The sequence below is a fragment of the Aliiroseovarius sp. YM-037 genome (genome assembly GCF_048060095.1).
GTDB lineage: Bacteria > Pseudomonadota > Alphaproteobacteria > Rhodobacterales > Rhodobacteraceae > JBLUOA01.
The window spans coordinates 812,839-824,364 of the sequence record NZ_JBLUOA010000001.1 but is presented as its reverse complement, the minus strand read 5'-3'; the positions used below and the strand labels follow the sequence as shown (position 1 = coordinate 824,364).

The window sequence follows — 11,526 nt, the reverse complement described above, 5'->3', positions numbered from 1 at the left end:
CGGGGAGACACCATGAAACTGAAAACCACTCTGTCCGCGATCGCGCTCGCGGCAATCGCAAGCCAGGCTGCGGCCGGATCGCACGCGGATTGCGGAACGGTCACGTTCTCGGATGTTGGCTGGACGGATATTACCGCGACAACCGCCGCAACTTCGGTCGTGCTTGATGCATTGGGTTACGAAACCGATGTGAAGGTGCTTTCGGTGCCGGTCACTTACATCTCTCTCGCCGAAGGGGATGTTGACGTATTCCTCGGCAACTGGATGCCGACGATGGAGGGCGACATCGCCGCCTATCGCGAAGCGGGCACCGTCGACACCGTGCGCGCAAACCTCGAAGGCGCGAAATACACGCTCGCCGTCAACAAGGCCGCGATGGATCTGGGGATCGCTGATTTCGCGGATATCGCCGCGCATAAAGACGCGCTGGAAGGTAACATCTACGGGATTGAGCCGGGCAACGACGGCAACCGCCTGATCCAGTCGATGATCGACGAAAACGCCTTTGGGCTGGAAGGGTTCGAGGTCGTCGAAAGCTCCGAACAAGGGATGCTGGCGCAGGTTGACCGCGCAACCCGTAAGGAAGAGCCGATCGTATTCCTGGGCTGGGAACCGCACCCGATGAATGCGAACTTTGACATGGGTTACCTTACCGGCGGCGACGACTATTTCGGCCCGGATCTGGGCGGCGCGACCGTATACACGAATACCCGTGCCGGTTATGTCGAAGACTGCCCGAACGTCGGCAAGCTGCTGCAAAACCTCGAATTCTCGCTGGCGATGGAGAACGAGATTATGGGCGCGATCCTTGACGAAGGCCAAGACGGCGAAGACGCCGCATCCGACTGGCTGAAAGCGAACATGGACGTGCTTGGCCCATGGCTTGACGGCGTGACGACCAAAGATGGCGGCGATGCCATGGAAGCGGTTAAGTCGGCGTTGGACGGGTAACGACTGACGCAAAACCCGTGCCGCGATCCGGCGCGGGTTTCATTTTCCATATAAAACAGCACTGATCGGCAGGCCCAAATGGCGGATGACGGACAAACGCTAATGGAAGTCATGTTGTCGGACATGGACTCTGCACCTGTTGAGTTTCGTCCGACAAATTTCTGGGAAGGCGGGGTCGCCGTTCTGGTCGACGAGCTGCGAGAGCATGGGTTCGAGAAGTTTCGCACACTCAACTCTTCGCTCGGATATTTCGTCCCGAACTACGGCGACAAGTTCTACCGCCGTTGGAAAAAACAGATCGACGGCTTTCTCAACCGCTTGTCCGACCGAAAACGCAAATCGTACAGCAAGGCGGTCACCGGGCTGGAGCGCGGGCGCACCGACTACCGCCTGTTCAGCGCAACGACGACCGGCAGCGCCCTGGGTCTGCAAGACGTCAGTGAAAGCGACGTTGGCGGCGGCGAGCGGTTTGAGTTTGGATCGAACAGTTACAGCAAATCCATGCTCAGCTACCTACGCGCCATGACGCTGATGGAGCGCAACGTCGATACGAATGGGATCAAGAGTTGGCTAGAAATCGGTGGCGGCTACGGCAGCTTGGGTGAGATCGTCCTCAAAGGTCGGTCGGATGCGTTCTATGTGAATGTGGATATTCCCCCGGTTGCCGCCGTGTCGACTTGGTATCTTCAACAGGTGTTTGGTGCGGAAAACGTGCTCGACTACGCGCAAAGCCGCACGATGGAGACACTTGATCTGGAGGAGTTGCGGAAGACTTACCGCGCTGTGATCCTCTGCCCTTGGCAGTTGCCGAAGGTGACTGGCACTGTCGATGTGTTCGCCAACTTCATCTCCTTTCAGGAAATGGAACCGTCGGTCGTGGCCAACTACGTCCGCCTTGTTCAGCCGTTAACCGAAAAACACGTGCTGATGCGGAACAGCCGTTACGGCAAAGCCCTCGCCACCAAGGCAGGCGAAGCGGGAACATTCGAAAAGGTCACGACGGACGGTGTGATTGACGGCTTTGACGCGTTTGAAATGACGGCGCGCGACAGTCTGGTTCACGGCGATGAAACCCCGGACAGAAGCTTCCGTTCGGAAGTGTCCCTACTCACCCGCAAGACTCCACTCAAAAAATCGGACTGAAAGGCTAGGCAACTTGGATTGGCTGACTGAAAACAAGATACCCGTAGGACGCGTTGCGAAGGACGTGTTCGAGTGGTTGCGCGACAATGGGCGGGTGATTTTCGAGGGGATCGAGGACGGGCTCGACGCGATGATCGATACGGTGCTTGCGGTGCTGCAGTATCCCAATCCGTTGGTGGTCATCGCGCTGTTTGTCGCTTTGACATGGGCGCTTCAGCGCAGTTGGAAACCATGCCTGCTGGTCCTTGTCGGTTTTCTGTTCATCCTGAACCAAGGGTATTGGGAAGAAACGTTGGAGAGCCTGACGCTTGTTCTGTTTGCCTGTATTTTCTGTATGGCGCTTGGGGTGCCAATCGGAATTGCTGCGGCGCACCGACCTAATCTTTACAAGGGGATGAGGCCGGTTCTGGACCTTATGCAGACCCTGCCGACCTTCGTTTACCTTATCCCGATGATCGTTTTCTTCGGCATCGGCATGGTGCCGGGGCTGGTCGCGACAGTGATCTTCGTGCTGCCCGCACCGATCCGCCTGACCCATCTTGGGGTGAGTTCTACCCCGACCCCGCTGCTTGAAGCGTCACGGGCGTTTGGGGCCACGCCGCGGCAGACGCTTTGGAAGGTCGAACTACCTTACGCTTTGCCGCAGATCATGACCGGGCTGAACCAGACAATCATGCTGTCACTGTCGATGGTCGTGATCGCCGGGTTGGTCGGGGCCGATGGGCTTGGCGTGCCGGTGGTGCGTGCGCTTAATCAGGTCAATCCGGCGCTTGGGTTTGAATCTGGATTCATCATCGTCGTCGTGGCCATCATGCTCGACCGGATGCTGCGGGTGGAGCGGAAATCATGAGCACAGCCGTAGAATTCGACAAAGTCTCAATCGTTTTTGGGGACAAGCCGCAATCTGCTCTGCCGCTGATGGATGCCGGCGGGCAGCGGGGCGAGATTCAGGAACAGACTGGGCAAGTTCTGGGGGTGCATGACTGTTCGCTGACCGTGGCGGAGGGCGAAATTCTGGTTCTGATGGGGTTGTCGGGATCGGGCAAATCCACGTTGCTGCGAGCCGTCAACGGGTTGAATCCGGTCGCGCGGGGGGCGGTTCATGTGAACAACGGCGATCAGATGGTCGATGTCACGAATGCCGACGCCGGAACGCTGCGCCGTATCCGGCAAAGCCGGGTCGCGATGGTATTTCAGCAGTTCGGCCTTCTGCCGTGGCGGAGTGTGCGCGAGAATGTAGGTCTGGGGCTGGAGCTGAGCGGGATGGCGAAAGCCGAGCGCACAAAGCAGGTCGACAAGCAACTGTCGCTGGTGGGCCTATCTGAATGGGCCGAGCGGAAAGTTGGCGAACTTTCCGGCGGGATGCAGCAGCGCGTGGGCCTCGCCCGTGCCTTTGCGACGGACGCGCCGATCCTATTGATGGATGAGCCGTTTTCGGCGCTCGACCCGCTGATCCGCACGCGGTTGCAGGATGAGCTTTTGGACCTTCAACGCGATTTGAAGCGCACCATTATCTTTGTCAGCCACGACTTGGACGAAGCATTCAAAATCGGCGACCGCATCGCGATCATGGAAGGCGGGCGGATCGTTCAGTGCGGTACGCCACAGGATATCTTCTCTGACCCTGCCAATGAATATGTTGCCGACTTTGTCGCGAACATGAATCCGCTTGGTGTGCTCTGCGCGCGGGATGTGTCAGAGCCCGCGACAGGAACGCCGAAGATAACCGTGGCCCCGGACACCGACATTCGTGAGGTGATGGAGAAGGTTGGCGACACGGGCCAGCCTGTCGGCATCATCGAGGATGGAAAGATCATCGGTCAGGTGACCAAGGATCGGGTGCTCGCCAAACTGCTCGACCCGCGCAGTTAGAGGGCAGATGCCTTCGGCGAGAGTATTTTTGGCAAGATGAAGCGGCTGGAGCTTAGACTTTTGTGGCGGTGTGCGGCGGTGTGATGGAGCGGCGTTTCAGCGTCGCCTCGCGCCAGCTGATGAAGCTGATCGCGGCGATGATGATGCCGCCGCCCAGCATGACCCAGGTGTCCAAAGGCTCCGCAAAGATTGCCGCGCCGAGCAGCGACGCCCAGACGAGCTGTAGGAATGTCGCCGGTTGCGTCACGGAAACGGGCGCGGCGCGAAACGCCAATGTCATGGTGTAGTGACCCGCCGTCGCGAAGAACGCGACCAGCGTCAGCCAGCCGAGCGACACCCAACTGACGGGCACCCAGACGGCCCACGCGAATGGGGCGAGGCCGATTGTTACGGTGACGGAGAGCATTCCGACCACAACTGCCGGGCTGACAGTGTCCGCCATGCGTTTTGCGATCAGGTAGCCTACGGCGAAGAACATCGGCGTGAACAGCATCGCGACGTGACCAGAAGACAGCTCCCGCACACCGGGGCGCAGGATCAGCAGCGCGCCGATCAAGGCGGCGACGACCGCAAGCATCCGGCGGGCGGCGAAGGTTTCGCCCAGCACGAGTGCCGCGCCGATGGTGACATAGACGGGCGACATATAATTCATGGCTGTCACCTCGGCGATTGAAATCTTGGTCATTGCGTAGAACCACAGCATCACGCCAAAGGTCTGCATTGCACCGCGAAGTGAAAACAGCGCGATGTCCCTGCCACCAAGCCGCGCCCGCAGCATCGGCCCGATCATCGGCAAGACGAAGACGAGGCCGATGACATAGCGTAGAAAGGCGGCTTGGGCGGCGGGAACATCGCCGCCAAGGTGCTTGACGATGGCCGTGACGGCGACAAAGCAAAGACCCGTCACGATCATCCAGAACGCCCCCCACAGGGGGCCGCGCCCTCGCGCATCTTTTCCCGTTTCAGCCATAAGGCGGAGAGGACAGGAGCAGCCCCGGATTGGCAAGCCGATTTTGGCGATTATTCCAGCAGCAGCCCCGCAGCAATCGCCCACATCGTCAGCGCGACGACAAGGTCGAGCACGCGCCACGCGAACGGACGGGCAAAAAACGGTGCCAGCAGGCGCGCGCCGTAGCCAAGCCCGAAGAAAAATACGAAAGACGCGACAACCGCCCCTGCCCCGAATTGGAGGGGCGCGTTGTATTTTGTCGAAACCGACCCGAGCAGCACGACCGTATCAAGATACACATGCGGGTTCAGCCATGTAAGGGCAAGGCAGGTCAGAAGCGCGCGGCGCAGGGATCGCGCACCGGTATCCGCGGCCTCCAGCGCTTCTCCGCCGCGCCATGCGGACCAGGCGCTGCGCAGGCCGTAGAGGATCAGGAAAGCCGCACCGCCATAGCGCATCGCGGGGGCAAGCCAAGGAACTTGTTCGACGATCCAGCCAAAACCGGCGACCCCGGCCGCGATCAGCACCGCATCGGACAGTGCGCAGGTGAGGCTCACGGCAAAGACGTGTTCCTGCCGGATACCTTGCCGCAGAACGAACGCGTTTTGCGCCCCGATTGCCAAAATCAGCGAGAAGCCGAGCGCAAACCCCGCGATCACTGCGTCCATGCTAATGCCTCCCTGCCAGAACGGCCACTGTCCGGCAAATGTGGCGTCGCTTCAAGCGGTGATATCTTGCGGGTGGATTGCCCCGTCAAAGCTGGTCGAGAACCTCGTCCGACGCTTCGAAGTTGGCGGTGACACGTTGCACGTCGTCGTCATCTTCAAGCGCGTCGATCAGCTTCATCAGCTTTTCCATGCCCTCAAGGTCCATCTCAGTCGTGGTGACGGGTTTCCAGATCAGCTTGGTGGAGTCTGACTCTCCAAGCTCAGCCTCAAGCGCGTTGGAGACGTCGTTAAGGTCGGTATCTGCACACCAGATGATGTGCCCGTCGTCGGAGCTTTCGACATCCTCAGCACCAGCCTCAATCGCGGCCATCATTACGGTGTCGGCATCGCCAACGTCAGCCGGATAGGTCACTTCGCCCTTGCGTTCGAACATGAAAGAGACAGAGCCGGTTTCGCCAAGGTTACCACCGTTCTTGCTGAAGGTGGAGCGCACCGTCGACGCTGTGCGGTTCCGGTTGTCGGTCATCGCCTCGACGATCACGGCGACACCGTTCGGGCCGTAGCCTTCATAGCGAATTTCGTCGTAAGTCTCAGCATCGCCACCGACAGCCTTTTTTATGGCGCGGTCGATCACGTCCTTCGGAACAGAGTTCGATTTCGCCTCTTTCACGGCAAGGCGCAGACGCGGGTTTTTCTCGGGATCTGGGTCGCCCATTTTTGCGGCGACCGTGATCTCTTTCGAGAGCTTTGAAAACAGCTTGGAGCGCGCGGCGTCCTGCCGCCCTTTACGGTGCTGAATGTTTGCCCATTTGGAATGGCCGGCCATGACCCTCTCCTTACCCCGAAAATTCGTGTTGCGCCTCTATACGGCAGGCGCGGGGCGGGCTGCAACCCGCGTCAGGCGCGCTCATCCTTGGGGGATCCCATGACGACATGCGTGGTGATCTGGCGGACCTGCGGCACCATGCCAAGCTTGTCAGTGTGGAACAGTTTGTAATCGGACAGATCGCGCGCCTCGACCCGCAGCAGATATTCGACTGTGCCGGTGATATTGTGACACTCCCTCACCTCGGGAAACAGGCGGACATCGCGTTCAAACCGTTCCTGCGCGGCCTTGCTGTGATCGGCGAGGCCGACCGTCACGTAAGCGATGAAGCCCGCGCCAAGCGCCGCGCCGTCCAGAACCGCGCGATAACCCTTAATAATGCCCGACCGCTCCATCTCTTGCACCCGGCGCAGGCAGGCCGAGGGCGACAGGCCCGCACGTTCGGCGAGATCTATGTTACTGATCCGGCCGTCACGGCGAAGCTCTTGCAATATCGTTTCGTTGATTTCGTCTATCTTGCCCATCCGTTGCGCAATTTAGCGCAATTTGCGAGTCTTTGCAATTTCATGGCGCAAGTTATGCGCAATAATTGCGACATGACATATGAACTCCTCATCGCGTTGGTCGCCTTTGCCTTTGTCTCGTCTATGACGCCGGGGCCGAACAACCTGATGTTGATGGCATCGGGGGCGAATTTCGGGTTTCGGCGGAGCGTTCCGCATATGCTTGGCGTTGGCATCGGCTTTTCCGTCATGGTTCTTCTGGTCGGAGTTGGGCTTGTGCAGGTCTTTGACGCCTACCCGGTCAGCTACACGATCCTGAAAACGGTGAGCGTGCTTTACCTCGGCTGGCTCGCGTGGAAAATCGCCAATGCGGCCCCGCCTGACGCAACCAAAGCCCCTGGCCACCCGATGACGTTCCTTCAAGCCGCGCTGTTTCAATGGGTCAATCCAAAGGCATGGGCGATGGCGCTGACCTCCATCGCCGCCTACGCGCCTGCCAAGACCGTTCCGGCGATCCTGCTGGTCGCGCTGGTTTTCGCAATGACAAGCATCACATCGACAAGTTCATGGACGCTGATCGGCCAGCAAATGCGACGGTTGCTGACGAACCCGATGCGGTTGAGGGTTTTCAACTGGACGATGGCGATCCTACTGGTTGCATCGCTAAAGCCCGTGATCTTTCCGTGACGCCGCCGATCAGGGGCGTTACACACGGAGGTTATGACGACCGATCAAATCATCCTGTTCGTGCTGTTTGGCGCAGTGTTTGGCCTGCTTCTTTGGGGGCGGTTTCGCTATGATCTGGTGGCGTTTTCTGCCCTTATGGCGGGTGTCGTGCTGGGCGTTGTCCCATCAAAAGACGCGTTTTCCGGCTTTGGGCATCCGGCGACCCTGATCGTCGCGCTGGTGCTGGTCGTTTCGGCCGGGCTGGTGCGGTCGGGGGCGGTCTATTTGATCACCCGCACGCTTGTTGACAGTTCGCGTCGCTTGGGCGGCCACATCACGCTGATGGGCGGGATTGGCGGCGTTTTGTCGGCGTTTATGAACAACGTCGCCGCGCTTGCCCTTTTGATGCCAGTTGATATCCAGACCGCGCGCAAGGCGGGCCGTGCGCCGGGGCTTAGCCTGATGCCGCTGTCTTTCGCAACGATCCTCGGCGGGATGGCGACGCTGATCGGGACGCCACCGAACATCATCATCGCATCGATCCGAAATGACACGCTGGGCGAACCGTTCAAGATGTTCGACTTTGCCCCGGTTGGCGGTATCACGGCGATTGCGGGTCTAATTTTCGTTGCACTGATCGGCTGGCGGCTGATCCCGCAGCGCGAAGACCCGACCTCCGTGTCCGAAGTGCAGCAATACATCGCCGAGCTGACGATTCCTACGGACTCAAAGCACATCGGTAAACGGGTCGGAGAGCTTTACGAAACCGCCGATAAAAGCGATGTCGCCATCCTCGGCCTGATCCGCGACGGAGAGCGGCGCTATGGCACCGCGAAAAACGTCGAACTGAAAGAAGGCGACGCGCTGGTTCTTGAAGCGACGCCGGACGCGCTTGACGAATTCCGCTCGGCCCTGTCACTCGCCTTTTCGGATGAGCGGCGGGAGGAGCTGCTGCACGCCGAAGGCAACGGCCTTAACCTTGTCGAAGTCGTGGTGCCGGTCGGTTCCCGCGTCGCGGGCAAAACGGTTCAATCTGTCGGTCTGGCATGGCGCAGGCGCACCGTTCTGATGGGCATATCGCGCCAAGGCCGCCGGATCACCAAACAGATGCGCAAGACCGTCATCAAGCCGGGCGACATTCTGCTGCTGCTCGCGCCGAAAGATACAGCGAATGAGGTTGTGGAGTGGCTGGGTTGCTTGCCGCTCGCCGATCGGGGGCTTGCTGTCACGGAAAACACAAAGACGTGGACCGCTATTGGTTTGTTCGCCGGGGCGGTCGGCGCGGCCAGCTTTGGCTTGATCTACCTGCCTATCGCGCTGGGGATCGTCGTGGTCGCCTATGTCCTGACCCGGATCGTGCCGATCTCGGAACTCTATACCCATATCGAATGGCCCGTCGTCGTCCTGCTTGGGTCAATGATCCCGCTTGGCGCAGCGCTGGAAACCTCCGGCGGGACTGAGCTAATCGCCGGCGCACTGGTTGATCTGACCCAAGGGATGCCAGCGTGGGCTATTCTGACGATCTTGATGATCGTGACGATGACGCTGTCCGATGTGTTGAACAACACGGCGACCACGATTGTCGCCGCCCCGATCGGCATCCAGATGGCGCGTAGCCTTGAGGTTAATCCCGATCCATTCCTGATGGCGGTCGCGGTGGCCGCATCATCCGCCTTCCTGACGCCCATTGGCCACAAGAACAACACGCTGATCCTTGGTCCCGGCGGGTATCACTTCGGTGATTACTGGCGGATTGGGCTGCCTTTGGAGATCCTTGTCGTCGCCGTATCCATCCCGGCGATCCTTGTGTTCTGGCCGCTGTAGGCCGGATCACCGCCCGAACGTCAAAACCCCGGTTTCCGTCGTTATCTGCACGCTAATCGTGCCCTGAACGCCCTCGCTCAGAACCACGCGCGGCGCTGGTTTGCCAGCACGGGCCACGGTGAACGGCAACGGATAGGGGCAACCGCCGAGAACGCCGCGCCACCCCGACAGCGCGCCATTCCGCACGCCCGTGCAGAGGCGTCCATCGCTCATCTCAACAGTCAGGTTGTCGCGGTAAAGGATCACCTCCTCCACCGTTGCGGGGCCGGAACGCGGTCCGGTTCCGGTGGCCGTGCAGGCGGCGAGCAGGCCGCATAAGATGAGGACTCGCCGCATCCTACAACGGCCAGATAAACGGGATCAGGGCCGAAGCGAGCAGCCCGACAGACAGGTTCAGCGGTATCCCGATCTTCATGAAATCGGTGAACCGATAGCCCCCCGGCCCGTAGACCAGCATGTTCGTCTGATAGCCGATGGGCGTTGCGAAACTTGCCGATGCGGCAACCATCACCGCAACGACCAGCGGGCGCGGATCGATCCCGAGCGCGGTTGCCAGCCCGATCGCGATGGGCGTCACGACGACGGCCACGGCATTGTTCGACACAAGCTCTGTCAGGACGCTTGTCAGCAGGTAGATCGCCCAGACGATCAGGAAGGGCGGCAGGCCACCCAACGCGGGCGCGACCGCATCGACAATCAGCTTTACCGCGCCCGAAGCCTCCAGCGCGGCCCCAATCGCGAGCATTGCAAAGATCAGGGCGAGCAATCTGCCGTCGACAAAGGAAAACGCCTCCTCTGCATCAATGCAGCGGGTCAGCAGCACTAGGGCGACCGCGAGGACGGACAGAAGGAAGATCGGCGCGACCCCGACAGCCGCAAGCGCGACAATGCCAAGCATCGCTGCGATGGCCAGCGGCGCGTGGCGGCGGCGGTAGGCCCGCGCTGAAGGCTGCGAAATATCGACGAGGCCCATATCCGCCGCCAGCCGCTGAATGTCGCCCGGTGCGCCCTCAAGCAGCAGGGTATCGCCAACCCGAACAACCAGATCATCCAGCTTGCGCCCGATGTTCTGGTTCCGGCGATGAACCGCGAGCGGGTAAACACCATACCGACGCCGCAGTCTGAGCGAGCCGAGCGACCGCCCGACCATCTGACATCCTGGCGAAATCAGCACCTCAACGGTTGAGGTCTGGACCGAGGACAGTTTGTCCACCATCCGCACCTCTTTTGATTGCTGAAGGCCCAGAAGCTCTGCCATTTCGGTGCGCAGAACAACGCGGTCGCCCGGCTCCAATTCGACCCCGCGCAGGTCACGACGCAAAGACGCGTCACCGCGCAGAACGTCGACCAGCCGCACACCCTCGCGTTTGAAGAGGTCTATGGTAACAACCTCCTGCCCGATCAGTTCGCTGTCTTCGGGGATCGCGACTTCGGTAAAGAACTTCATCTTTGACTTGTCAGACAGCAGGTTCGCCATGCTGTCCCGATCCGGCAACAGGCGCGGACCGATGACCCTCAGATACAGCATCCCCCACGCAACTAGGATGATGGCGAGCGGCGTGACTTCGAAAATCGAAAATGCCTTGAGCCCATTCGCCCGCGCGACACCATCGACCAGCAGGTTCGTCGATGTCCCGATCAGGGTCAGCGTTCCCCCAAGGATCGCGGCGTAGCTGAGCGGGATCAACAGCTTTGATGCCGACACCTTCAGTTTGCGGGCGAGTTGGACAAAGACCGGGATCATCACAACAACGACCGGCGTGTTCGACACGATTGCCGAAGCCATGATGACAAACCCCATAAGCGCCGCGACGGACAGAACGGGGCGCGCTTCGGCGTTCCGTTCCGCCACCTGCGTGAACCAGTCGAGCGCCCCGGTGCGCACCAATGCCCCCATGACGATAAACATCGTGGCAATCGTCCACGGCGCGGGATTCGACAACACGGTCAGCGCGTCCTTGTAAGGCAGGACTCCGGTCGCGAGCATGACGGCGGCGCCCGCGATGGCGACCACCTCGGTCGGGTAAATTTCCTTAATAAACAGCAGAAACATGACCCCAACCACGCAAAGGGCCAATATCGCCTCCCCCATCGGGGACAGGAAGGAAAACAGGTCCATCAGGT

The 11,526-nt window shown here is 60.2% G+C and carries 12 protein-coding genes; 6 read left to right on the top strand and 6 right to left on the bottom strand.

Features of this window, described 5'->3' with window-relative positions; translation table 11 throughout:
* Positions 1 to 12: 12 nt before the first annotated feature.
* The 4 genes from ACEWPJ_RS03995 (at position 13) to choV (ending at position 3,966) form a co-directional block, all read left to right on the top strand.
* Complete coding sequence (locus ACEWPJ_RS03995) at positions 13 to 951, top strand: choline ABC transporter substrate-binding protein (protein ID WP_416511066.1); 939 nt, start codon at positions 13 to 15, stop codon at positions 949 to 951.
* A 78-nt stretch (positions 952 to 1,029) separates the two neighbouring features.
* The gene (locus ACEWPJ_RS03990) at positions 1,030 to 2,094 is read left to right on the top strand and encodes a putative sugar O-methyltransferase (protein WP_416511065.1); all 1,065 of its coding nucleotides are present in this window, start codon (positions 1,030 to 1,032) and stop codon (positions 2,092 to 2,094) included.
* A 13-nt stretch (positions 2,095 to 2,107) separates the two neighbouring features.
* Positions 2,108 to 2,944 carry a choline ABC transporter permease subunit gene (gene choW, locus ACEWPJ_RS03985; protein ID WP_416511064.1) on the top strand — a complete coding sequence of 279 codons (837 nt, stop codon included), beginning with the start codon at positions 2,108 to 2,110 and terminating at the stop codon, positions 2,942 to 2,944.
* Positions 2,941 to 3,966: a choline ABC transporter ATP-binding protein gene (choV, locus tag ACEWPJ_RS03980; protein WP_416511062.1), complete on the top strand. Its 1,026-nt coding sequence runs from the start codon at positions 2,941 to 2,943 to the stop codon at positions 3,964 to 3,966. Before choW ends, choV begins: the two co-directional genes overlap by 4 nt.
* A gap of 52 nt (positions 3,967 to 4,018) precedes the next feature.
* Here choV and ACEWPJ_RS03975 read toward each other — a convergent pair whose 3' ends face one another.
* The 4 genes from ACEWPJ_RS03975 to ACEWPJ_RS03960 all read right to left on the bottom strand — a co-directional run bounded on the left by ACEWPJ_RS03975 (position 4,019) and on the right by ACEWPJ_RS03960 (position 6,933).
* Positions 4,019 to 4,936 (bottom strand): DMT family transporter, encoded by a 918-nt coding sequence (locus ACEWPJ_RS03975; protein ID WP_416511060.1) that lies wholly within the window; start codon positions 4,934 to 4,936, stop codon positions 4,019 to 4,021.
* Positions 4,937 to 4,986: 50 nt separating this feature from the next.
* Positions 4,987 to 5,583: a LysE/ArgO family amino acid transporter gene (locus ACEWPJ_RS03970; protein ID WP_416511058.1), complete on the bottom strand. Its 597-nt coding sequence runs from the start codon at positions 5,581 to 5,583 to the stop codon at positions 4,987 to 4,989.
* A gap of 85 nt (positions 5,584 to 5,668) precedes the next feature.
* On the bottom strand, positions 5,669 to 6,409 hold the full coding sequence (locus tag ACEWPJ_RS03965) for a YebC/PmpR family DNA-binding transcriptional regulator (protein ID WP_416511057.1): 741 nt from the start codon (positions 6,407 to 6,409) through the stop codon (positions 5,669 to 5,671).
* A 71-nt stretch (positions 6,410 to 6,480) separates the two neighbouring features.
* On the bottom strand, positions 6,481 to 6,933 hold the full coding sequence (locus ACEWPJ_RS03960; protein WP_416511056.1) for an Lrp/AsnC family transcriptional regulator: 453 nt from the start codon (positions 6,931 to 6,933) through the stop codon (positions 6,481 to 6,483).
* A gap of 72 nt (positions 6,934 to 7,005) precedes the next feature.
* On the opposite strand from ACEWPJ_RS03960, the gene ACEWPJ_RS03955 reads away from it, so the two are divergent.
* Positions 7,006 to 7,599 (top strand): LysE family translocator, encoded by a 594-nt coding sequence (locus ACEWPJ_RS03955; RefSeq protein WP_416511054.1) that lies wholly within the window; start codon positions 7,006 to 7,008, stop codon positions 7,597 to 7,599.
* Positions 7,600 to 7,632: 33 nt separating this feature from the next.
* Positions 7,633 to 9,402, top strand: a complete 1,770-nt coding sequence (locus tag ACEWPJ_RS03950) for an SLC13 family permease (RefSeq protein WP_416511052.1) — start codon at positions 7,633 to 7,635, stop codon at positions 9,400 to 9,402.
* Positions 9,403 to 9,408: 6 nt separating this feature from the next.
* Here ACEWPJ_RS03950 and ACEWPJ_RS03945 read toward each other — a convergent pair whose 3' ends face one another.
* The gene (locus ACEWPJ_RS03945) at positions 9,409 to 9,738 is read right to left on the bottom strand and encodes a hypothetical protein (RefSeq protein ID WP_416511050.1); all 330 of its coding nucleotides are present in this window, start codon (positions 9,736 to 9,738) and stop codon (positions 9,409 to 9,411) included.
* 1 nt (position 9,739) lies between these two features.
* Positions 9,740 to 11,521 (bottom strand): SLC13 family permease, encoded by a 1,782-nt coding sequence (locus ACEWPJ_RS03940; protein ID WP_416511049.1) that lies wholly within the window; start codon positions 11,519 to 11,521, stop codon positions 9,740 to 9,742.
* Positions 11,522 to 11,526: the final 5 nt, after the last annotated feature.

Coding starts and splice junctions, on each gene's coding strand:
- ACEWPJ_RS03940 (WP_416511049.1), bottom strand. CDS start 11,521: ATGGACCTGTTTTCCTTCCTGTCCCCGATGGGGGAGGCGATATTGGCC.
- ACEWPJ_RS03975 (WP_416511060.1), bottom strand. CDS start 4,936: ATGGCTGAAACGGGAAAAGATGCGCGAGGGCGCGGCCCCCTGTGGGGG.
- ACEWPJ_RS03965 (WP_416511057.1), bottom strand. CDS start 6,409: ATGGCCGGCCATTCCAAATGGGCAAACATTCAGCACCGTAAAGGGCGG.
- ACEWPJ_RS03955 (WP_416511054.1), top strand. CDS start 7,006: ATGACATATGAACTCCTCATCGCGTTGGTCGCCTTTGCCTTTGTCTCG.
- choV (WP_416511062.1), top strand. CDS start 2,941: ATGAGCACAGCCGTAGAATTCGACAAAGTCTCAATCGTTTTTGGGGAC.
- ACEWPJ_RS03970 (WP_416511058.1), bottom strand. CDS start 5,583: ATGGACGCAGTGATCGCGGGGTTTGCGCTCGGCTTCTCGCTGATTTTG.
- ACEWPJ_RS03990 (WP_416511065.1), top strand. CDS start 1,030: ATGGCGGATGACGGACAAACGCTAATGGAAGTCATGTTGTCGGACATG.
- ACEWPJ_RS03995 (WP_416511066.1), top strand. CDS start 13: ATGAAACTGAAAACCACTCTGTCCGCGATCGCGCTCGCGGCAATCGCA.
- ACEWPJ_RS03945 (WP_416511050.1), bottom strand. CDS start 9,738: ATGCGGCGAGTCCTCATCTTATGCGGCCTGCTCGCCGCCTGCACGGCC.
- ACEWPJ_RS03950 (WP_416511052.1), top strand. CDS start 7,633: ATGACGACCGATCAAATCATCCTGTTCGTGCTGTTTGGCGCAGTGTTT.
- ACEWPJ_RS03960 (WP_416511056.1), bottom strand. CDS start 6,933: ATGGGCAAGATAGACGAAATCAACGAAACGATATTGCAAGAGCTTCGC.